The organism is Geodermatophilus sp. SYSU D00525 (assembly GCF_054050475.1).
In genome coordinates this window covers 96,071-115,837 of record NZ_JBJGZK010000012.1, presented here as the reverse complement: position 1 = coordinate 115,837, position 19,767 = coordinate 96,071, and the positions used below count along the sequence as shown (strand labels likewise).

At 77.6% G+C, this 19,767-nt stretch carries 22 protein-coding genes and 1 riboswitch; of the genes, 4 read left to right on the top strand and 18 right to left on the bottom strand.

Annotated elements, in window-relative coordinates:
* Nucleotides 1-5 precede the first annotated feature (5 nt).
* The 5 genes from ACI796_RS12855 to ACI796_RS12835 form a co-directional block, all read right to left on the bottom strand.
* Nucleotides 6-368 carry an NADH-quinone oxidoreductase subunit A gene (locus ACI796_RS12855; RefSeq protein ID WP_456941620.1) on the bottom strand — a complete coding sequence of 121 codons (363 nt, stop codon included), beginning with the start codon at nucleotides 366-368 and terminating at the stop codon, nucleotides 6-8.
* Between the two features lie 152 nt (nucleotides 369-520).
* Nucleotides 521-1,795: a geranylgeranyl reductase family protein gene (locus ACI796_RS12850; protein ID WP_456941619.1), complete on the bottom strand. Its 1,275-nt coding sequence runs from the start codon at nucleotides 1,793-1,795 to the stop codon at nucleotides 521-523.
* Between the two features lie 41 nt (nucleotides 1,796-1,836).
* Nucleotides 1,837-2,523 (bottom strand): phosphoribosyltransferase, encoded by a 687-nt coding sequence (locus ACI796_RS12845; protein WP_456941618.1) that lies wholly within the window; start codon nucleotides 2,521-2,523, stop codon nucleotides 1,837-1,839.
* 13 nt (nucleotides 2,524-2,536) lie between these two features.
* Nucleotides 2,537-2,683 carry a hypothetical protein gene (locus ACI796_RS12840; RefSeq protein WP_456941617.1) on the bottom strand — a complete coding sequence of 49 codons (147 nt, stop codon included), beginning with the start codon at nucleotides 2,681-2,683 and terminating at the stop codon, nucleotides 2,537-2,539.
* A gap of 53 nt (nucleotides 2,684-2,736) precedes the next feature.
* Nucleotides 2,737-3,456, bottom strand: a complete 720-nt coding sequence (locus tag ACI796_RS12835) for a demethylmenaquinone methyltransferase (RefSeq protein WP_456941616.1) — start codon at nucleotides 3,454-3,456, stop codon at nucleotides 2,737-2,739.
* 36 nt (nucleotides 3,457-3,492) lie between these two features.
* Here ACI796_RS12835 and ACI796_RS12830 point away from each other — a divergent pair, with 36 nt between their 5' ends.
* On the top strand, nucleotides 3,493-4,767 hold the full coding sequence (locus tag ACI796_RS12830) for an isochorismate synthase (RefSeq protein ID WP_456941615.1): 1,275 nt from the start codon (nucleotides 3,493-3,495) through the stop codon (nucleotides 4,765-4,767).
* A 105-nt stretch (nucleotides 4,768-4,872) separates the two neighbouring features.
* On the opposite strand, the gene ACI796_RS12825 is transcribed toward ACI796_RS12830, so the two are convergent.
* The 3 genes from ACI796_RS12825 to ACI796_RS12815 all read right to left on the bottom strand — a co-directional run bounded on the left by ACI796_RS12825 (nucleotide 4,873) and on the right by ACI796_RS12815 (nucleotide 9,312).
* Nucleotides 4,873-6,099, bottom strand: a complete 1,227-nt coding sequence (locus tag ACI796_RS12825) for a transglycosylase family protein (protein WP_456941614.1) — start codon at nucleotides 6,097-6,099, stop codon at nucleotides 4,873-4,875.
* 4 nt (nucleotides 6,100-6,103) lie between these two features.
* Nucleotides 6,104-6,273, bottom strand: a riboswitch (cyclic di-AMP (ydaO/yuaA leader).
* Between the two features lie 403 nt (nucleotides 6,274-6,676).
* Nucleotides 6,677-8,356: a 2-succinyl-5-enolpyruvyl-6-hydroxy-3-cyclohexene-1-carboxylic-acid synthase gene (gene menD / locus ACI796_RS12820; RefSeq protein WP_456941613.1), complete on the bottom strand. Its 1,680-nt coding sequence runs from the start codon at nucleotides 8,354-8,356 to the stop codon at nucleotides 6,677-6,679.
* Complete coding sequence (locus ACI796_RS12815; RefSeq protein WP_456941612.1) at nucleotides 8,353-9,312, bottom strand: o-succinylbenzoate synthase; 960 nt, start codon at nucleotides 9,310-9,312, stop codon at nucleotides 8,353-8,355. The genes menD and ACI796_RS12815 overlap by 4 nt, the downstream gene beginning before the upstream one ends.
* Before the next feature lie 41 nt (nucleotides 9,313-9,353).
* Here ACI796_RS12815 and menE point away from each other — a divergent pair, with 41 nt between their 5' ends.
* Together menE and ACI796_RS12805 are read left to right on the top strand one after the other, a co-directional pair.
* The gene (gene menE, locus ACI796_RS12810; protein ID WP_456941611.1) at nucleotides 9,354-10,577 is read left to right on the top strand and encodes an o-succinylbenzoate--CoA ligase; all 1,224 of its coding nucleotides are present in this window, start codon (nucleotides 9,354-9,356) and stop codon (nucleotides 10,575-10,577) included.
* Nucleotides 10,577-11,449 carry a 1,4-dihydroxy-2-naphthoate polyprenyltransferase gene (locus ACI796_RS12805; protein WP_456941610.1) on the top strand — a complete coding sequence of 291 codons (873 nt, stop codon included), beginning with the start codon at nucleotides 10,577-10,579 and terminating at the stop codon, nucleotides 11,447-11,449. Before menE ends, ACI796_RS12805 begins: the two co-directional genes overlap by 1 nt.
* Nucleotides 11,450-11,455: 6 nt before the next feature.
* On the opposite strand, the gene ACI796_RS12800 is transcribed toward ACI796_RS12805, so the two are convergent.
* Nucleotides 11,456-11,767 (bottom strand): DUF4229 domain-containing protein, encoded by a 312-nt coding sequence (locus ACI796_RS12800; protein WP_456941609.1) that lies wholly within the window; start codon nucleotides 11,765-11,767, stop codon nucleotides 11,456-11,458.
* 29 nt (nucleotides 11,768-11,796) lie between these two features.
* Nucleotides 11,797-12,234 (bottom strand): Lrp/AsnC family transcriptional regulator, encoded by a 438-nt coding sequence (locus ACI796_RS12795; RefSeq protein WP_387988414.1) that lies wholly within the window; start codon nucleotides 12,232-12,234, stop codon nucleotides 11,797-11,799.
* Between the two features lie 108 nt (nucleotides 12,235-12,342).
* Here ACI796_RS12795 and ACI796_RS12790 point away from each other — a divergent pair, with 108 nt between their 5' ends.
* Nucleotides 12,343-12,552: a hypothetical protein gene (locus tag ACI796_RS12790; protein ID WP_456941636.1), complete on the top strand. Its 210-nt coding sequence runs from the start codon at nucleotides 12,343-12,345 to the stop codon at nucleotides 12,550-12,552.
* 73 nt (nucleotides 12,553-12,625) lie between these two features.
* Here ACI796_RS12790 and ACI796_RS12785 read toward each other — a convergent pair whose 3' ends face one another.
* The 8 genes from ACI796_RS12785 to ACI796_RS12750 all read right to left on the bottom strand — a co-directional run bounded on the left by ACI796_RS12785 (nucleotide 12,626) and on the right by ACI796_RS12750 (nucleotide 19,758).
* The gene (locus tag ACI796_RS12785; protein WP_456941608.1) at nucleotides 12,626-13,021 is read right to left on the bottom strand and encodes a hypothetical protein; all 396 of its coding nucleotides are present in this window, start codon (nucleotides 13,019-13,021) and stop codon (nucleotides 12,626-12,628) included.
* A gap of 116 nt (nucleotides 13,022-13,137) precedes the next feature.
* Nucleotides 13,138-14,103, bottom strand: coding sequence for a c-type cytochrome biogenesis protein CcsB (gene ccsB, locus ACI796_RS12780; RefSeq protein WP_456941607.1), 966 nt, complete (start codon nucleotides 14,101-14,103; stop codon nucleotides 13,138-13,140).
* The gene (gene resB, locus ACI796_RS12775) at nucleotides 14,100-15,734 is read right to left on the bottom strand and encodes a cytochrome c biogenesis protein ResB (protein WP_456941606.1); all 1,635 of its coding nucleotides are present in this window, start codon (nucleotides 15,732-15,734) and stop codon (nucleotides 14,100-14,102) included. Before resB ends, ccsB begins: the two co-directional genes overlap by 4 nt.
* Nucleotides 15,735-15,807: 73 nt before the next feature.
* Nucleotides 15,808-16,626, bottom strand: coding sequence for a cytochrome c biogenesis CcdA family protein (locus ACI796_RS12770; RefSeq protein ID WP_456941605.1), 819 nt, complete (start codon nucleotides 16,624-16,626; stop codon nucleotides 15,808-15,810).
* Entirely contained in the window at nucleotides 16,627-17,205 is a 579-nt protein-coding gene (locus ACI796_RS12765) for a TlpA family protein disulfide reductase (protein ID WP_456941604.1), read from the bottom strand.
* Nucleotides 17,202-17,834, bottom strand: coding sequence for a histidine phosphatase family protein (locus tag ACI796_RS12760; RefSeq protein ID WP_456941603.1), 633 nt, complete (start codon nucleotides 17,832-17,834; stop codon nucleotides 17,202-17,204). Before ACI796_RS12760 ends, ACI796_RS12765 begins: the two co-directional genes overlap by 4 nt.
* Nucleotides 17,834-19,216, bottom strand: coding sequence for a glutamate-1-semialdehyde 2,1-aminomutase (gene hemL / locus ACI796_RS12755; protein WP_456941602.1), 1,383 nt, complete (start codon nucleotides 19,214-19,216; stop codon nucleotides 17,834-17,836). Before hemL ends, ACI796_RS12760 begins: the two co-directional genes overlap by 1 nt.
* Nucleotides 19,213-19,758, bottom strand: coding sequence for a hypothetical protein (locus tag ACI796_RS12750; RefSeq protein ID WP_456941601.1), 546 nt, complete (start codon nucleotides 19,756-19,758; stop codon nucleotides 19,213-19,215). The genes hemL and ACI796_RS12750 overlap by 4 nt, the downstream gene beginning before the upstream one ends.
* Nucleotides 19,759-19,767: the final 9 nt, after the last annotated feature.

Below are 19,767 nucleotides of genomic sequence, written 5' to 3'. Positions count from 1 at the left end.
CTCCGTCAGTCCCACTCGAGGCCGCCGCGGCGCCAGACGTAGGCGTAGGCCAGGAAGACGGTGGCGATGAACACCGCCATCTCGACCAGGCCGAAGACACCCAGCGCGTCGTTGGCGACGGCCCACGGGTAGAGGAAGACGATCTCGATGTCGAAGACGATGAAGAGCATCGCCGTCAGGTAGTACTTCACCGGGAAACGGCCGCCGTGCAGCGGCTGGTCGACCGGCTCGATGCCGCACTCGTAGGCCTCGAGCTTGGCCCGGTTGTAGCGGCGCGGGCCGACGAACGGCGCGACCGTCACCGAGAACAGCGCGAAGGCCGCGGCGAGCGCGAACAGCCCCACGATCGGGACGTAGGACGACAGCACCGGCGCCTCCCTCGGCGGCTCGTGGGCTTGTGAAGAAATTCACAAACTCTCGCCACGAGCCTATGCCGCCGCGGTCGGCAAGTGAAGCGCGGGGGGTGAGTGAGTTCACATCCCCGGGTCACGGTCCGGTCACGGGCCGTGGAGCGCAGTGCTCAGACGGACGGCGCCAGGCGGGTGAGGACGGCGACCACGCGGTCGAAGCGGTCGCCGTCGCGGCCGTCGGAGAGGTTGCCCATCAGCCGCAGCGCGGCGTTCACCATCGCGGGCCGCTTGAGCCCGTGCGCGGTGGCGAAGCGGACCAGGCCGGGGCGGTCGAGCAGGGCGAGGAAGGCCATCCCGAGCCGGTGGTGGCGGCCGTAGGCCTCGCGCAGCCGCTCGGGGTACCGGCGCAGCACCGCCTCGCGGGCCGGTCCCTCCGGCGCCGCGAGCGCCGCGGCCGCCGTCTCCCCCGCCATCCGGCCGGTCTCCAGCGCGTAGCTGATGCCCTCGCCGTTGAACGGGTTGACCACGCCGGCGGTGTCGCCGGCCAGCAGCAGCCCGCGGGTGTAGGCCGGGCCGCGGTTGAGCGCCATCGGCAGCCCGGCGCCGCGCAGCGGGGTGACCGCGTGCTCCTCGCCCAGCTGCCACTCCGGCGGCAGGGTGGCCAGCCAGCGGCGCAGCACGGTGCGCGCGTCGGTCTCGCCGCCGCGGCGGGTGTCGAGCAGGCCGAAGCCGACGTTGGCGGTGCCGTCGCCCATGCCGAAGGACCAGCCGTAGCCGGGCATCGAGTCGGCGGTCGGGCCCTCGGCGGACAGGTCGAAGGAGATGTCGAGGTAGGGGTCCTCGCCGCGCGGCGTCCGCACGTACCGGCGGACGGCGACGCCGAGCGGGCGGTCCTCGCGGCGGCTCAGGCCGATCGCCTTGGCCAGCCGGCCGGACAGGCCCTCCGCGGACACGACGAGCGGCGCCCGCCAGGTCACCGGCTCCCGGTCCGGGCCGGCCTGCGCCCGCACGCCCACGACCCGGCCGGCGTCGTCGAGCAGCGGGTCGGTGACGGTGACCTCCTGCTCGAGCCGGGCGCCGGCGGCGACGGCGTGGTCGGCGAGCACCGGGTCGAGGTCGCGGCGGGCGCGGATGAGGCCGTAGCCGGGCCAGGAGGACAGCTGCGGCCAGTCGACCTCGACCACCTGGCCGCCGCCGAAGACCCGCAGGCCCCGATGCCGCACCCAGCCGGCCGCCGGGGAGACGTCGACCCCCATCTCGTCGAGCGCCCGGACCGCGCGCGGGGTGAGGCCGTCGCCGCAGACCTTCTCCCGCGGGAAGCGCGCCTTCTCCAGCACGACGACGTCGAGCCCGGCGGTCGCCAGGGTCCAGGCCGCCGCCGACCCGGCCGGCCCGGCACCGACCACCACGACGTCGGCGCTGCCCCCGGCGGTCGGACTCGTCACGCGCTGGCCCCCTCGGTGCTCGGTCTGCGGTCGCCCCGAGCCTAGGCGGGCCCCGCGCCGGGGCCGCCGGCGAGCGCGGAGCGCACCTCGTCGTCGGACGTCTCGCCGAAGTCCTCGTAGTAGCGGCCCACCGCGCCGAACGGGACCGGGGTGACCGGGCAGACGACCTCGTCGGCCAGCACGGACAGGTCGGCGCACACGTCGGGCGCCCCCACGGGGACCGCGACGACGACCGCGGCGGGACCGGCCGCCCGGACCGCGGCGAGGGCGGCGCGCATGGTGGAGCCGGTCGCCAGCCCGTCGTCGACGAGGACGGCGGTGCGGCCGGCGAGCGCGGGCGGCGGCCGGTCGCCGCGGTAGGCCTGCTGCCGGCGGCGCAGCTCGGCCAGCTCGGCGCGGCGGACCTCGTCCGCGGCGGCGGGGCCGACGGGGTTGCGGGCGAGGACGGACTCGCTCCGGACGCTCTCGACGGTCTCGCCCACCGCGGCCAGGGCACCCATGGCCAGCTCCGGCCGCTCGGGCAGGCCGAGCTTGCGGACCGCGACCACGTCGAGCTCCGCGCCGAGCGCGGCGGCGACCTCGGCCGCGACCAGGACGCCGCCGCGGGGCAGGCCGAGGACGAGCGCGTCCGGGCCGAGGGGCACGGCGGGGGGACGGGCGGGGTCGGTCAGGCGCGCGGCGAGCCGCCGGCCGGCGTCGCGCCGGTCGCGGTACGGGCGGCCGTCCACCGCGCGGCCGGGGTCAGACGGGCTGGGGTCCCGACGGCGGCGGGGCGCTCGGGTCGGTGGGGCTCGGCTGCGGCAGCGGGGCCGGCGACGGCGGCGAGATCGGGTCGACCGGCGACGGCGACGGACCGGGCGGCTCGGGCATCGGTGTCGGTGTCGTCATGGGGCGACGCTATCCCCGCGGGCGGGCGGCGGGAGCCCTCGTGCGCGGGCCGGTCAGGGGCGGACGGCGCGGTGCAGCGCGACGACGCCACCGGTGAGGTTCCGCCAGGCGACGTCGGTCCACCCGGCGGCCTGGATGCGGGCGGCCAGCGCCGGCTGGTCGGGCCAGGCGCGGATCGACTCGGCCAGGTAGACGTAGGCGTCGGGGTTGCTGCTCACCGCGCGGGCGATCCGGGGCAGCGCCCGCATCAGGTACTCGGTGTAGACGGTGCAGAACGGCTTCCAGGTGGGGCTGGAGAACTCGCAGACGACCAGCCGCCCGCCCGGCCGGACGACCCGCGCGAACTCGCGCAGCGCGGCGTCGGGGTCGGCCACGTTGCGCAGGCCGAAGGAGACGACCAGCCCGTCGACGCTCGCGTCGGCGAACGGCAGCGCCATCGCGTCGCCGGCCACCTTCGGCACCGGCCGGCCGGCGCCGGCGCGCAGCATCCCCTGCGAGAAGTCGCACGCGACGGCCCGGACGCCCCCGGCGGCGAGCTCGACGGTGGACACGGCGGTGCCGGCGGCGACGTCGAGCACGACGTCCCCCGGCCGGGCGCCCAGCGCCTCGCGGGTGGCCCGCCGCCAGGCGGCGTCGCGGCCGCCGGAGAGCACGGTGTTGGTGAGGTCGTAGCGGCGGGCGACGCCGTCGAACATGGCCGCGACCTCGTGGGGCTGCTTGTCCAGCCCGGCCCTCGACCCGGCGGTGTGTGTGCTGTCTCGCCGGTCTGCCACGGCGGACGACGCTACCGGCTGCCTACGCTGGGGGACGTGACGGCAGCGGCGGTGACCTCCCCGGACGCCGTCGCGCCCGCGGTCACCACGGTCGCGCTGCCCGACTCCCCGGACCTGCTGACGCTGCTGCCGCGCGAGGGCGCGCTGTCCTGGGTGCGCCGCGGCGAGGGCCTGGTCGGCTGGGGCGAGGCCGACCGCCTCGAGGTCTCCGGTCCCGGCGCGCTGGCCGAGGCCGCCGCCTGGTGGGCCGACCGCAGCGCCGCGCTCGCCGTCGACGACGAGGTGGGCGTGCCCGGCTCCGGGCCGGTCGTGTTCGGCAGCGTCGCGTTCGACCCCGCCCGGGGGACGTCGGTGTTCGTCGTCCCCGAGGTCGTCGTCGGCCGCCGCGACGGCGTCGCGTGGGTGACCACCACCGGCGGCGCCGACCCGCGCGACGTGCTGCCGGCCACCCGCGAGCCGCTGCCGCCCGCGCCGGGCCGGCTGCGCTACGCCGACGGCGCGCTCGACCCTGCCTCGTGGTGCGGCGCGGTGTCCGCCGCCGTCGCCCGCATCGGCGCCGGCGACCTCGCCAAGGTGGTGCTCGCCCGCGACCTGCTGGTCACCGCCGACGAGCCGCTGGACCCCCGCCGCCTGCTCGACCGGCTGGCCGCCCGCTTCCCCGACTGCTGGACCTTCGCCGTCGACGGGCTGCTCGGCGCCACCCCCGAGCTGTTGCTGCGCCGCACCGGCCGGCAGCTGTCGGCGCGGGTGCTGGCCGGCACCGCCCCGCGCGGCGCGGGTGCCGAGGACGAGCGGCTCGCGGCGGGTCTGCTGGCCAGCGACAAGGACCGCGCCGAGCACGCCCTCGCCGTCGACTCGCTCGTGCGGGCGCTCGACCCGTTCTGCACCGCGCTGTCGGTGCCGGAGCAGCCCTCGCTGCTGACGCTGCCGAACGTGCGGCACCTGGCCACCGACGTCGTCGGCACCCAGCGCCGCTCCGGCGCCCGCGGTCGCGCCGGGCTGCTCGAGCTGGTCGACGCCGTGCACCCGACCGCCGCCGTCTGCGGCACCCCGCCCGACGCGGCCGCCGCGGTCATCGCGGAGCTGGAGGGCATGGACCGCGGCCGGTACGCCGGGCCGGTGGGCTGGCTCGACGCCCGCGGGGACGGCGAGTTCGGGCTGGCCCTGCGCTGCGCCCAGCTGGTCGACGACGACCCGTGCTCGGCCCGGCTGTTCGCCGGCTGCGGCATCGTCGGCGCCTCCGACCCGACGGCCGAGCTGGCCGAGACGCAGTCGAAGTTCGCCGCCTTCCAGGCCGCGCTGGAGGGCTGAGGCGGCCGGTCCCGGCCGGCGTCCTCCTCCCCCGGACACGACCCGGAGACGACGAGGGCCCCGGCCGCTGCACGCGGTCGGGGCCCTCGTCGGGTGTGCTGGAGGTCAGCCCACGTAGTTGACGTGCACGTGGTCCACGTGGTTCGCGGTCGCGCTGCCGCGGTCCGCCATCGCCTTCCAGGCGCCGTCCGGCGAGGTGAGGATGCGCTGCTGCCAGATGACGTACTCGACGCCGAGCTCGTCCCAGTGGTCGACGTGGTACTGGGCGATCGCGTCGCCGAGGGCGGCGTCGGACATGACCATGTAGTCCAGCGCCTTGCCGGAGGGGTGGCCGTCCGGGTCGACCGCGCTGGCCCGCGTGCCGCCGAGGGTGATGTCCGCGGCGCCCGGGACGTTGCTGACGACGGCGTTCGCCGCCGCCTGGACGGCCTCGTGGATCGCGCCGGCGGTGTTCGTGATCTCGGCGACGACCGAGGACTGCGCGACCTGCGGGGCGGCCTCGGCGATCGGCGGGGTGGCGGCGGGCGCCGCCTCACCGGCGGCGGCGACCGGGGCCGGGGCGGCCTCGGCGACCGGAGCGGGGGCGGCCTCGGCGGCCGGAGCGGGAGCGGCCTCGGCGGCGGGGGCCGGGGCGGCCTCGGCCGGGACGGCGGAGCCGCTGAGCGCCAGCACCTGACCGGGGTAGATCAGGTTCGGGTTGCCGCCGATGACGTCGGCGTTGCGCTCGTAGAGCTCGCGCCAGCTCTGGCCGTGGGCGGCGGCGATCTTCGCCACCGTGTCCCGCCAGCGGACGGTGTACTCCTCGGTGGTGACCTCGGCCCGCTCGGCCCGGTCGGCCCGCTCGGCCGGAGCGGCCTGCTCGGCGGCCGGCTGCTCGGCCGGAGCGGCCGGAGCGGCCGGGGCCTCGGCGGCCGGGGCGGCCTGCTCGGCGGGCGCGGCCGGGGCCTCGGCAGCGGCCGGGGTGGTGCCGTCGGTCAGGAACTTGCCGCAGCTCGGCCAGGCGCCGATGCCCTGGCCGGCCAGGACGGCCTCGGCGATCTGGACCTGCTGGGCCGGGGTGGCCAGGTCCGCGCGCGGGGCGAGGTCGGTGCCACCGAAGGCGGCCCAGGTGGACTGGCTGAACTGCAGGCCGCCGTAGTAGCCGTTGCCGGTGTTGATGCTCCAGTTGCCACTGGACTCGCACTGGGCGACGCCGGTCCAGTCGTGGGTGGTGGAGGCGGAGGCCGGCGAGCTCAGGACGCCCAGGCCGACGGCGGCGGCGCCGGCAGCGACAGGGGCCTTGGCGATGACCTTCTTGGTGCGGACGTAGCGGGGTGCGCGGTGCTTGGGCATGGTGATGATCTCCCGATCACCGCCGGCGAGGTGAGCTGTCGGGTTCGGGCGATCGGTGCCCGGCCGCGGTCCGCGGCTTCACCCCGAGGCGCGCTCCGACAGGCCCCCGTAGGCCGTCGCGCGCCGGAAGAGTGGGTCCCCCACCCCTGCCCTGGGAGTTGGCGTGGGCGACCGGTGGGCAGGGTTTGGCGGACCGGCGCCGCGCTCCGTCTTCGCTGAGCGCAGCCAAAACGCTACGTGTCGTCATGTCGACTGTCGTCGTGACGGCGGTCACAGTGCGGTTCGGCTGGGGCTCGTGGGGTACGGCGTGACGCCGGCGTGACCACCGGATCGGGCCGCGCCGAGAAACGGAACCCGCTGTTCACGGTGCGCGATCCGGCCCGGCGAGCACGCCCCCGCCCCCGCGGCCGCCCTCGCCGCGACCGCCCGGATCCCGTGACGAAGGCCACCGCCACGGAGTGACGGACCGGCTCGTCACGGGCGTCCGGAAGGGGCTCCGGAGCCGTGCGTCTCACTCTCCGGTGAGCCCGGCGGGACCGGCTGGTCGCTGCAGGAGACCCGACGCTCCCGAGGCCGCTCAGGCCAGGGCGCGGCCCGCGGCCTCCCGCAGGGCGACCGCGAGGTCGGCCTCCGCGCGCTGGTCGGTGCGGGCGATGACCACCCGAGGCCCGCCGCGCACCAGCGCGGCGGCGAGCTCCTCCGGCGTGGCCACCGCCGTCGCCGCCCAGCCCAGGGACGCCGCGACCGCGACCAGGTCGCGCCCGTGCGGCGTGCCGAACACCCGCCGGTAGTCGCGGGCGTACGCCGGCCGGCCGGGCTCCAGCTGGGCGAAGATCCCGCCGCCGTCGTTGTCGGGCACGACCACGGTGAGGTCCGGGCGCGGCTCGCCCTCGCCGGCGAGCAGGCCCTGCAGGTCGTGCAGGAACGTCAGGTCGCCCATGAGCGCCACCGCCGGCCCGCCGTGCGCCAACGCCGCGCCGACGGCGGTGGACACCGTGCCGTCGATGCCGGCGACGCCGCGGTTGGCGAGCACGCTGACGTCGCCGCGGGGGACGGCGAGCCGGTCGACGTCGCGCACCGGTGTCGAGGACCCGAGGACCAGCAGCGCCCCGGACGGCAGCGCGGCGACGACGTCGCGGGCCAGCCGGGCGGCGGTCAGCCCGGGCGCGGCGTCCAGGGCGGCGTCGACCGCGCCCCCGACCCGGTCCGCGGCCGAGCGCCAGGCGGCCGCCCAGCCCGGCTCCGACGGCGGGCCGGCCGGCGGGGCGGCGCGGGTGACCAGGGCCGCCGAGCGGCCGGCGTCGGGCCAGCGCGGCCCGGCGACCACCGTCTCCACGCGCACCCGCGGATCGGCCAGCAGCGCCGAGACCGGCCGGGACAGCGTCGGCCGGCCGACGACGACCACGCGGTCGGGCCGGTGCGCGTCCAGCCAGCCGGGCACGCCGAGCAGCAGCGCCCCGCCGCGCACCGCGCCGTCGGTCCACGCCCCGCCGCTCGGCTCGGCGACCACCGGCCAGCCCGCCGCGCTGGCGCCGCCCGCCCACGCCCGGCCGACGGCGTCCGGCCCGTCCCCGGCGACGACGAGCGTGCGCGGGCCGTCCCCGACCGGGACGGTCGCGACGGGCGAAGGCGCCCCGGCGGTCCACGGCGCCCCGCCGTCCCGGCCGGCCCACGGGCCCGCCGGCGGGCCGGGCTCCTCCTCGGGCAGCAGCGGGTCGCGGAAGGCCAGGTTCAGCTGCACCGGCCCGGGGTCGCCGGACAGGACGCCGGTGGCCGCGAGCAGCGCCCGGGACACCACCGAGCGCCAGTAGCGGTTCTGCGCGGCCTCCCGGCCGGCCTCGGGCACGCCGACGTCGGCCGCCCAGCGCGCCGCGCCGCCGTACAGGCCGGGCTGCTCGATCGTCTGGTTGGCGCCGGTGGCCCGCAGCTCCGGCGGCCGGTCGGCGGTGAGTGCCAGCAGCGGCACCCCGCTGACGTCGGCCTCGAGGACGGCGGCGTGCAGGTGCGCGGTCGCCGTCCCGGAGGTGGTGAGCACCGGCACCGGCCGGCCGGACGCGCGGGCCAGGCCCAGGGCGAGGAAGGACGCGGTCCGCTCGTCGATGCGCACGTGCAGCCGCAGGACGCCGGCCCGCTCGGCGGCGGCCAGCGCCAGCGCGACCGGCGCCGAGCGCGAGCCGGGCGCGACGACGGCGTCGCGGACCCCGCCGCGGACCAGCTCGTCGACCAGCACGCGGGCCAGCGCGGTGGAGGGGTTCACGCGGCCAGCACCGCGCCCAGCCGCTCGGTCCAGCGGGCGGTCACGTCGCCGGGTGCGGTCACGGCGTCCAGCCGGCCGGGGTCGGGCCGGGTGACCGGCAGCGCGCCGTCCACCGGCAGCAGCGGGGTGTCGGTGACGTCGCCGTCGAGGAGGGCGACGGTGGCCAGGCCGCAGGCGAAGGGCAGCTCCGGCAGCGCGGCGGCCAGCGCGACCCCCGCGGCGATGCCCACCGAGGACTCCAGCGCGGAGGAGACCACGCACGGCAGCCCGTGCGCCTCGGCCACGCGCAGCGCGGCCCGCACGCCGCCGAGCGGCTGCACCTTGAGGACGACGACGTCGGCGGCCTCCCGCAGGTCGACCCCCAGCGGGTCGTCGGCGCGGCGCACGCCCTCGTCGACGGCGACCCGGACGTCCACCCGGCGGCGCAGCGCGGCGAGCTCGGCGAGCGTGGCGCAGGGCTGCTCGACGTACTCGAGGCCCACCCGGTCCAGCTCCCGGATCCGGGCGACGGCGGTGTCGACGTCCCACGCCGCGTTGGCGTCGACCCGGACCGCGCCGGAGGGGCCGAGCGCATCGCGGACGGCCTCCACACGGGCGAGGTCGTCGCCGGCGGTCTGGCCCGGCTCGGCCACCTTCACCTTCGCCGTCCGGCAGCCCGACGCGGTCACGATCGCGTGCGCCCGCTCGGGCCCCACCGCGGGGACGGTGACGTTGACCGGCACCGCGTCGCGCACCGGTGCGGGCCAGCCCCGCACCGCGGCCTCGGCGGCGGCCGCCCACCAGCGGCGGCTCTCGGGCACGCCGTAGTCCCAGAACGGGGAGAACTCGCCCCAGCCGGCCGGGCCGTGCACGAGCACGCCGTCGCGGACGTCGATGCCGCGGAAGCGGGTGCGCATCGGCACCGACCACACCGCCAGCCGGTCGATCCCCTCGGGGAGGCCGGCGGGGGTGATCACGCCCGCAAGCCTATGTCGCACGCGACGTACCCTCGGGACCCGTGATCCGGCAGCTGACCGTCCTCCCCGCGCCGGACTCCCCCGACGCCGTCCTCGGCACCGTGCTGCCCGCCGTCCGCGCCTGCCTGGAGGGCGCCGCGCCGCTCGCCGTCCTCCCGGCCGGGCCGCCCGCGGCGGCCGCGCGGGCGGTCCTCGCGCCGGACGAGCCGCTGGAGGACGGCGCCGACCTCGTCGTCGTCACCTCCGGGTCCACCGGCGGCCCGCGCGGCGTGCTGCTCCCGGCGGCGGCGCTGCGGGCCTCGGCGACGGCGACCCTCGACCGGCTCGGCGGGCCCGGCGCCTGGCTGCTCGCGCTGCCGGCGTCGGCGATCGCCGGCCTGCAGGTGCTGGTGCGGTCGGTGCTCGGCGGCACGGCGCCCACCGCGCTCGCGGCCGGGGAGGACCTGGCCGCCGCGGTCGCGCGGATGCCCGCCGGCCGGCGGTACACCGCGCTGGTGCCCACCCAGCTGCGCCGGTACCTGGAGCGCGAGCCGGAGGCGCTGCGCGCGTTCGACGCGGTGCTGGTCGGCGGCGCGGCCACCGACCCGGGCCTGCTGGCCCGGGCCCGCGAGGGCGGCGTCGCGGTGGTGACCACGTACGGCATGACCGAGACCGCCGGCGGCTGCGTCTACGACGGCGTCCCGCTCGACGGCGTCCGGGTGCGCGTGGACGCCGGCGGGAGTGCCGCAGGACCCGGCGGAGGAGCCATCGCGGTGGCCGGCCCGGTGCTGGCGCTCGGCTACCGGCGCGACCCGGACGGCACCGCGGCGGCGTTCGCGGGCGGGGAGTTCCGCACCCGCGACGCCGGCTCGATCGGTCCCGACGGGCGGCTGACCGTGGCCGGGCGGCTCGACGACGTCGTCGTCACCGGCGGCGTGAACGTGGCTCCGCAGGCGGTCGAGGGGGCGCTGCGGGAGCACCCCGCCGTCGCCGACGCCGTGGTGTTCGGCCGGCCCGACGAGGAGTGGGGGCAGCGGGTGGTCGCCGCCGTCGTCCCGGCGCCGGGCACCGCACCCGACCTCGCGGCCCTGCGGCCGTGGGTGGCCGACCGGCTGGGCGGGCCGTCCGCGCCGCGCGAGCTGCACCTGATCGGATCGGTGCCGACCCTGCACACCGGCAAACCCGACCGCCGCGGCGTGGCCGCCGCGGTGACGGACCGGAACGGCCCGCCTGCAGGGTCCCGCCGCGAGCCCGCGAGTGGCGGGGAGCAGGGGGGTCCTTCGTGATGGCCGGCCCCGCGCAGTGGGTGGCCGGCGCCCGCCCCCGCACGCTGCCCGCCGCGCTCGCGCCGGTGCTGGTGGGCACCGGCGCCGCGGCCGCGCTCGACGGCTTCCGGCTCGTGCCCGCGCTGCTGGCGCTGCTCGTGGCGTTGGCGCTGCAGGTGGCGGTCAACTACGCCAACGACTACTCCGACGGGAAGCGCGGCACCGACGCCGTCCGGGTCGGGCCGATGCGGCTGGTCGGCTCGGGCGCGGCCTCGCCCCGCGCGGTGCTGACGGCGGCGCTGCTGTCCTTCGCCGTCGCCGGGGTGGCGGGGCTGGTGCTGGCGGCCCTGTCGAGCTGGTGGCTGGTCGCCGTCGGCGCGGTGTGCATCGTCGCGGCCTGGACCTACACCGGCGGCCCGCTGCCCTACGGCTACCGGGCGCTGGGGGAGGTGTTCGTCTTCGTCTTCTTCGGCCTGGTGGCCGTCGCCGGGACCACGTTCGTGCAGACCGGGCGGGTCGAGGGGCTGGCGCTGGCCGCCGCGGTGCCGATCGGGCTGCTGTCGGTGGCGCTGCTGGTGGTCAACAACCTGCGCGACGTCGAGGGCGACGCCCGGGTGGGCAAGCGCACGCTCGCGGTGCTGCTCGGCGACCGCGCGACCCGGCGGTTCTACGTCGGCCTGCTCGTCGTCGCGTTCGCCGTCGTCGTCGCGATCGGGGTGGCGCGGCCGTGGGCGCTGCTCGCGCTGGCCGCCGCGCCGCTGGCCGTGCCGCCGTCGCGGGTGGTGCTCTCCGGCGGGCGCGGGCCGGCGCTGATCGCCGCGCTGCAGGCCACCGGCCTGCTCACCCTGGCCACCGGCGTGTTGCTCGGCGCCGGGCTCGCCCTGTCGGGCTGAGCCGGGTCAGGCGGCGGCGTCGCCCGACAGCCGGGCGCGCAGCTGCTCCTTGCGGGTGCGCCGGGCGACGCTGCGGGCGGCCAGGCCCTCGGTCAGCCTGTCGCGGACCGGGCGCAGCAGCACCAGCGCCACCGGCATCGACAGCAGCAGGCCGAACAGCAGCGCCGGGAACCCGGGCAGGCCCACCAGCCAGATCAGCGCGATGAGCGCGACGGCGATGACCAGCCGGCCGAGCGTGTAGAGCAGCAGCCACGGCGCGATCCGCGGCGGGGTCGCGGGACCGCCGGTGGGCGCGCCCGGGGTGGTGCTCTCGGCCATGCTGCTGTCCTCCTGCGTGCGGTCGGGCGTCATCCCGTCCGGCCCTCCCACTTGGTGGAGAGCACGACGGTGGTGCGGGTGCGGGCGACGCCCTCGATCCTGTTCAACGCGTTGATGGCGGCCTCGAGTGCCGGGATGTCGGTCACCCGGACCTTGAGCACGTAGCCCTCGCTGCCCGCGACCCGCCAGCAGTCCTCGACCTCGGGCATCGCCCGCAGCGCGGCCTCCACGCCGGTGTCGTCGACGGCGTCGCTCTCGATCACGCCGATCAGCGCGGTGACGTCCAGCCCCAGCGCGGCGGGGTCGACGACGGCGCGGTAGCCGAGGACGACCCCGGAGGCCTCGAGCTTGCCGACCCGCTCGTGCACGGCCGGCGCGGAGAGCCCGACCTGCCGGGCCAGCTCGGCGATGCTGGCGCGGCCGTTGGCGCGCAGCAGGTCGATCAGCTGCCGGTCGACGGCGTCGATGGGGAGGCTCCGTCCGGGTCGTGTGTGGAGGCGGTCACGGACCGCTCGTCCCAGTATCCCGCGCGCGTACGTTGGGCGGCAGGGACGTTTCTCTCGAGGGGAGGCCGGGTGCCGGTCGTGCTGCTGGTGGTCGCGTTGCTCGTGGTCGTGCTCGTCGTCCGGGCCACGGCCGTCGCCGGGAGCGAGCTGCGCCGGGAACGGCGGGCCCGTCGTCCGCGGCCCTCCCGCGCGTCCCGCCCCGTCGCCCCCGACGACGACCCGGAGTTCCTCCGCGAGCTCGCCCGCCGCGTCCGCCGCGACGACGGCTCCCCCGCCTAGCGCACCCGCCCTCGGTGCACGTCCGCGGACGTGCACGGGACACCTCCGCGGAGGTGCGCGGCGGGTGCCGGGTTCAGGCGGCGCGGCCGCCGAACAGGCGGCGCCAGCCGCGCGGGCCCGGCGGCTCGGGCTCGCCGTCCGGCCCGGTCCCCGGCACGGCGGGGACGACGTCGATGCGCAGGGTCGCCTCGGGCCCCTCGGTCGCGCCGGTCACCGCCGCCTCGGTCACCACCACCTCGGTCCCGGCCACCTCGGTCCCGGCCGCCTCACCGGCGTCGTCCGCCCGGTCCAGCGAGCCCGGCCAGCCGAGCCCGCCGCCGGTGGTGGTGTCCCCCGGCCAGCCCAGCTCGCCCTCGGTCCCCTGCCCGGTGGCGCCGGGCGCGTGCCGGGTCGCCGGGGTCCCGGTGGCCAGCGCGGCCGCCACGATCGGGTCGGTGCCGGCGCCGTCGGCGGCTGCGTGCCTACCCACGGCGTCCCCCCGCACGTGCAGTCATGCGCCCATCGCAACACGCCGGGCCGGGAACCTGCGCCCGGACCCCCTCGCTGGAGTGACGGGCGGGGCGGGTGGGACGGACGGGGCGCAGGTCAGTTGACACCGCCGTAGCTGTGCAACCCGGACGACACCATGTTCACGTACAGCAGGTTGAAGACCATGACGCCCAGGCCGACCACGTTGACCCACGCCGCGGGCCGGCCGCGCCAGCCCGCCGTCGTCCGGGCGTGCAGGTAGGCGGCGTACACGACCCAGGCGATGAAGGCCCAGGTCTCCTTCGGGTCCCAGCCCCAGAACCGGCCCCAGGCGCTCTCGGCCCAGATGGCGCCGGCGATGACCGCGAAGGTCCAGATGGGGAAGCCGAAGACGGCGGTGCGGTGCGCGACCCGGTCCAGGGTGGCGGCCGACGGGATGCGCGCCACCAGCCGCGACGACGACGGGTCGCCGCCGCGGGCCTCGAACCGGCTGCGGACCAGGTAGAGCACGCTGGCGATGCCGCTGACGAAGAAGACGCCGAAGCCGAGGATCGCCGTCGTCACGTGCACGGCCAGCCAGCTCGACCGCAGCGCCGCCACGAGCGGGGCGCCCTCGACGTAGAGGAACAGCCCGATCGCGACCAGGCTGACCACGACGGGGGCGAGGACGAACAACCCCAGGTGCCGCAGGCCCGGCGATCGGACGGCGAGGACGAGGAACGCCACGACGGCGACCAGCACGACCGCGGTGGCGAACTCGTACATGTTGCCCCAGGGCAGCCGGTCGACGGCCAGGCCGCGGGCGACGAGGACCCCGGCGTGCGTGAGCACCCCGAGGGCGGTGAGCAGCATCGCCACCAGGCCCCAGCGGCGCACCGCCGGCGGGTCGTCCGTGCCGGCCGGAGCCGCCTCGGGGGACACCGGCTCGTCGACCGGGGCGCCGGCGCCGACCAGCACGCGGGCGCGGGCGGGCCGGCGACCGAAGGCCAGCTGGGCGGCGAAGGCGACGACGGCGAGCGAGTACAGGCCGACGCTGACGGAGAACAGGGTGTCCGACAGGCCGGACAGCTGGTCGGCGGTCACGCGGGTGTGCCTCCGGTCTCGGGTGCGCCCCCGGACGGGGCGCGGGTCGCGGCGCGGGCGGCGAGGGCCGCCCGCAGGTCGTCGGTCAACGCCGTGAAGCGCGGTGCGCTGTCGCCGCTGCCTCGAGTCAGTCCACCGACCTCGAGCACGGTACCGCCGTCGGCGGAGGGCCCGGTGGCGCGGGCGAAGACCCGCTCCCGGCGCAGCAGCAGCATCCCGAGCAGGCCGGCGAGCACCGCGATCGCCGCGGCGAGCACCCACACCTGCCCCGGGTCGTGCGAGAACTGCAGGGCGGCGAACTCCTTGTAGCCGGTGAAGGTCACCGTCGTCCCGTCGGGCAGGGTGAGCGACTCCCCGACCGACAGGTTGCCCCGGCCGACCTCGGTGAGCCGGCCGCGCTCGATCTGCGAGGCGTCGAGCGAGTAGACCGACTGCGGCAGGCCGGAGTCCAGGCCGAGGTACCCCTCGTAGGCCACGACCGCGACCTGCGGCGCCAGCGGGCGCGGGTCGATCGAGGTGAGGATCCCGCCCTGCGTCAGGCCGGTCGGCGCGAAGAAGCCCTCGAGCGCGAACTGGTCCTCGGCGCCGGCGCCCAGGTCGGGCAGCTTGAGCGCGCCCTGGCTGCCCATCGTGCGCTGGTCGCTGGGCAGGAACGGCGCCGAGACGTCGTCGATGCTGAACCCGTCGGGCCGGGTGACGGTGAACGTCGGGCTGAACCCGTGGCCGGTGACGTAGACCCGGTCGCCGTCGACCCGCAGGGGGTCGTTGACGCCGATCGTCGTCGGCCGGCCCTCCTCGCCGGGGGCGCCGTAGGTGATGTCGGCGGTGAACGAGGAGGCGGTGAGGTCCTGCTCGTAGGTGGCGCGGAAGTCGTCGAGCCCGACGCAGACCGGCGTCAGGTCGCTGCCCTCCACCAGCGCGCCGGAGGAGTGGGTGTCGTACTGCTGGAACGAGTTGCAGAACCGCTGGCCCTCGGTGACCAGGATGCTGCCCTCGTAGCCCCACAGCTTGCCGCCGGCCAGCGCGAGCAGCAGGCCGACCAGCGCCAGGTGGAAGACCAGGTTGCCGGTCTCCTTGAGCAGGCCCTTCTCGGCCGACAGCTCGGCGACGCCGTCCCGCTCGCGCCGGACCACGCGGTAGCGGCGGACCCGCAGCTCCTCCTCGACGACGTCGAGGGCGCCGGCGGCCGGCAGCGCGGTGGGCAGCGCGGCGGCGTCGGGGAGCCGGGTCAGCCGCCGCGGCGCGGGCGGCGGCGGGGTGCGCAGCGCGCGGGCGTGCTCGAGCGCCCGGGGCAGCACGCAGCCGATGAGCGAGACGAACAGCAGCAGGTACACCGCGGCGAACCACGGCGAGCTGAAGACGTCGAACAGGTAGAGCCGGTCGAGCAGCGGCGCGAGCGTCGGGTGGTCGGCGAAGTACTGCGTGACGTTGCTCTGCGACAGCGACCGCTGCGGCAGCAGCGAGCCGGGGATGGCGGCCAGCGCCAGCAGGAACAGCAGCACGATCGCCGTGCGCATGGCGGTGAGCCGGCGCCACTGGCGCAGGAGGAAGCCGCCCGCGCGGCGGAGCCCGGAGGGCCGGGCCGGCGGCGGGGGCGCCGCGGGCGTCCGGGGAGGAGCGGTCGTCGTCACAGCACCTCCCCGCCGGCGCTCGTCGGCGCTGTGTCGAGTCGTGCTCTGCTCATCGGTGACTTCGCGAGCCCAGTCACAACGGCGCCGACTCCCCCAGCCCGGTGACGGCCAGCCACGACCGCAGCCAGGCCATCATCTCCGTCCACGCGCCGGTGACCAGGAGCAGGCCGACGAGCACCAGCACCGCGCCGCCGAAGCGGGTGACCCCGCGGGCGTGCCGGCGCAGGAACGCCGTCGCCCCGACCGCCCAGCGGGCGCCGAGCGCCACCAGCACGAACGGCACGCCCAGGCCGAGGCAGTAGGCGACCGACAGCAGCGCGCCGCGGCCGGCGGTGGCCTCGGTGTAGGCCAGCGAGTAGACCGCCGACAGCGTCGGGCCCAGGCACGGCGTCCAGCCCAGCCCGAAGACGACGCCGAGCAGCGGGGCGCCGGCCAGCCCGGCCGCCGGGCGCACCGACAGCCGCGCGGTGCGCTGCAGGAACGGCAGCCAGCCGAGGAAGCCGAGCCCGACCACGATGACGACCGCGCCCATCACCCGGGTGATGACGTCGTCGTACTGGACCAGCAGCCGGCCCAGCCCGCCGAACGCGGCGCCGGCGGCGACGAACACGACGGTGAAGCCGAGGACGAACAGCAGCGCGCCGAGCACCATCCGCCCGCGCGGCGTGCGCTGGTCGGTGCGCACGGTGGTGGCGGTGGCGCCCGGGCCGGCGGGGACGGGCGCCGGCGCGGGGCGGGCACCGGTGCCGACCAGCCCGGTGACGTAGGACAGGTAGCCGGGCACCAGCGGCAGCACGCAGGGTGAGGCGAAGCTGACCAGCCCGGCCAGCGTGGCGACGGCGGCGGCCACCAGCAGGGGGCCGTCGGTCACGAGCTCACGCACGCCGTCCACTCAGCTCTCCTCCCCGAGCAGCCGGTCGAGGACGGCGCGCAGGTCCTCCTGCGCCACCTCGCCCGTGTACACGGCGGCGACCCGGCCGTCCCGGTCCAGCACGATCGTGGACGGGATCGCGTTCGCCGGGTAGTCCCGGAAAGCCAGGGCGACCTCGCCGGCGGGGTCGTAGAGCGAGGGGAACTCGATGCCCTGGCTGTCGACGAACGCCTGCGCGAACTGCTCGTCGGCCTCCTTGACGTTGAGTCCCAGGAAGGCCACGCCCCGGTCGCGGACGTCGGCGTAGACCTCCTGGAACGCCGGCGTCTCCACCCGGCAGGGCGCGCACCAGGAGCCCCAGAAGTTGAGGACGGCGATCTGCCCGGCCAGCTCGTCGGAGGACCAGTCGCCACCGCCGACCAGGGTGCCGCCGAACTCGGGCGCCGCGTCCCGCTCGACCTCGGGGATCACCTCGCCGGCCGGGGTGGCCGCGACGAAGCGGAACTCGCCGCCGTTGCCCACGTCGACGGCGTCCGAGCCCGTGGAGCAGCCGGCCAGCAGGGCGACCGACGCCAGAGCGGCGGTCAGGGCGCGCCTCATGCTCCGGGCACCGCGTCGGGGTCGGTGGCTCCGGCCGGCTCGGCGTAGGCAATGCCGGCGACCCGGTCGCCCTCGTAGGTCACCGACGTGACGCTGGCCAGCCCGCACTGCCGCCGGCGGGGGTCGTGCGCGTACCGCTTCCCCTCCAGGTGCAGCCGCAGCGTCCAGATGGGCAGCTGGTGGCTGACGCAGACGGCGGCGCCGCCGCGGGCGGCGTCGCGGGCGGCCTCGACGGCGAGCAGCATCCGCGCGGCGATCTCCACGTAGGGCTCGCCCCAGGAGGGCCGCACCGGGTTGCGCAGCTTCCACCAGTCCCGCGGCCGGCGGACCAGCCCCTGCCCGCCCGCGACCGGCATCCCCTCGAAGGCGTTGCCGGCCTCGATGAGCCGCTCGTCGACGGCGACCGGCAGGTCCAGCGCCTCGGCGACCGGCGCGGCGGTCTGCCGCGCCCGCTCCAGCGGGCTGGACACCAGGTGGGTGACGCCGCGCCCGACGAGCCACTCGGCGGCGCGCCGGGCCATCGCCTCGCCGGCCTCCGACAGCCGGAACCCTGGCAGCCGGCCGTAGAGCACCCTCCCGGGGTTGCGGACCTCCCCGTGCCGGAGCAGGTGGACGACGGTCGTCTCCATCAGGGCTGCAGCTCCTGGGCGTCCTTGGCGTCCTCGTCGGACGGCGCGTCGGCGGGGTCGGCGGCCGCGGCGGCGCGGGCGGCGGCGGGCAGCGCGTCGAGCACCCGCTCCACGGCCTCGTCGTCGAGCGCGGCGCTGACGAACCAGGCCTCGAACGCCGACGGCGGCAGGTACACGCCGCGGGCGAGCATCTCGTGGAAGAACGCGCGGTGCGCCGCGGTGTCCTGGGTCCGGGCGTCGTCGTAGTCGCGCACCCGGCGCTCGTCGGGCACGAAGAAGACCGAGAACATCGAGCCGGCCTGCTGCACCCGGTGCGGGACGCCGGCGGCGAACAGGGCCGCGCTGGCCGCGCCGCGCAGGGTGACCGCGACCCGGTCGCAGCGGGCGTAGACCTCGTCGGTGCAGTGCCGCAGCGTGGTGAGCCCGGCGGCGACGGCGACCGGGTTCCCCGACAGCGTGCCGGCCTGGTACACCGGCCCGGTCGGGGCCAGCTGCTCCATGAGGTCGGCGCGCCCGCCGAAGGCCGCGGCCGGCAGCCCGCCGCCCATGACCTTGCCGAAGGTGAACAGGTCGGCGTCGACGGGGTCGAGCCCGTACCAGCCGGAGCGGGACACCCGGAAGCCGGTCATGACCTCGTCGAGCAGCAGCAGCGCGCCGTGCTCGGCGGTGATCCGGCGCAGCTGCGCGTTGAAGCCGTCCAGCGGCGGGACGACGCCCATGTTGCCCGGCGCCGCCTCGGAGACGACGACGGCGATGTCGGACCCGCGCTCGGCGAAGACGGCCTCGACGGCGGCGACGTCGTTGTAGGGCAGCACGATCGTGTCGGCGGCCGCGCCGGTGGTGACGCCGGGGGTGTCGGGCAGGCCGAGGGTGGCGACGCCGGACCCGGCCGAGGCCAGCAGCGCGTCGACGTGGCCGTGGTAGTTGCCGGCGAACTTGACCACCAGCGGCCGGCCGGTGGCGCCGCGGGCCAGGCGCAGCGCGGACAGCACCGCCTCGGTGCCGGAGTTGACCAGCCGCACCCGCTCGACCGGGCGCACGCGGGCGATGATCTCCTCCGCGAGCTCGAGCTCGCCCTCGGTGGGCGCGCCGAAGGACAGCCCGCGGCGGGCGGCGGCGGTCACCGCCTCGACGACGGCCGGGTGCGCGTGGCCGAGGATCATCGGCCCCCACGACGCGACGAGGTCGACGTAGCGGCGGCCGTCGGCGTCGGTCAGCCAGGGGCCCTGGGCCCGCGCGATGAACCGCGGGGTGCCGCCGACGGCGCGGAAGGCGCGCACCGGCGAGTTCACCCCGCCCGGGGTCACGCGCTGCCCGCGGGCGAACAGGTCGGCGGAGACCGGTGCGTCGTAGTCGTACCGGGTCGTGTCCAGCGAGGTCACCGGCCCAGTGTCCCCCTGCCGCCCGGACGCCCGTCGGGGGTGTCGGGGCCCGCGTCGTGTGACGTCGGGCTCCCCGGTGCAGCGCTCGCCGGGACCGCGGCCAGCAGCGCGCCGGCGAGCGCGGCGGGGTCGCGGGTGGGCACCAGCACGGTCCGCCCGTCGGTCAGCCGCAGCGGCAGCCCGGTGCGCCCGCGCGGCACCGACCAGCCGCCGCCGAGGACGGGGGCGCCGGCGTCCACGCCCGCCGTCCCCTCGCGCGCGGCGCGCAGGTGGGCGGCGTCGACGTCGGCCAGGGGCACCCGCTCGCGGCCCACCGACAGCGCGCCGTCGGGGCCGGCCCCGGTGACCCGCACCGTCCACACCCGCCGGGCCGCCGTGCAGCCGAAGGCGACGATGCCCAGCACCGCGACGACGGCGAGCACCCACAGCAGCGGCGGCACGTCCGGGCCGGACAGCACCACGTCCAGGACGGCGAGGAGCCCGAGGACCCCGGCGACCAGCCAGAACGGCCGCCAGGAGCCCCCGGGCTCGACGTAGGACACCAGCTGCCG

Bases quoted from the DNA above. Each gene is read 5' to 3' on its own strand.
- ACI796_RS12765 (WP_456941604.1), bottom strand. From the start codon at position 17,205: ATGAGGCGCGCCCTGACCGCCGCTCTGGCGTCGGTCGCCCTGCTGGCC.
- ACI796_RS12800 (WP_456941609.1), bottom strand. From the start codon at position 11,767: ATGGCCGAGAGCACCACCCCGGGCGCGCCCACCGGCGGTCCCGCGACC.
- ACI796_RS12760 (WP_456941603.1), bottom strand. From the start codon at position 17,834: ATGGAGACGACCGTCGTCCACCTGCTCCGGCACGGGGAGGTCCGCAAC.
- ACI796_RS12825 (WP_456941614.1), bottom strand. From the start codon at position 6,099: ATGCCCAAGCACCGCGCACCCCGCTACGTCCGCACCAAGAAGGTCATC.
- ACI796_RS12805 (WP_456941610.1), top strand. From the start codon at position 10,577: ATGGCCGGCCCCGCGCAGTGGGTGGCCGGCGCCCGCCCCCGCACGCTG.
- ACI796_RS12840 (WP_456941617.1), bottom strand. From the start codon at position 2,683: ATGACGACACCGACACCGATGCCCGAGCCGCCCGGTCCGTCGCCGTCG.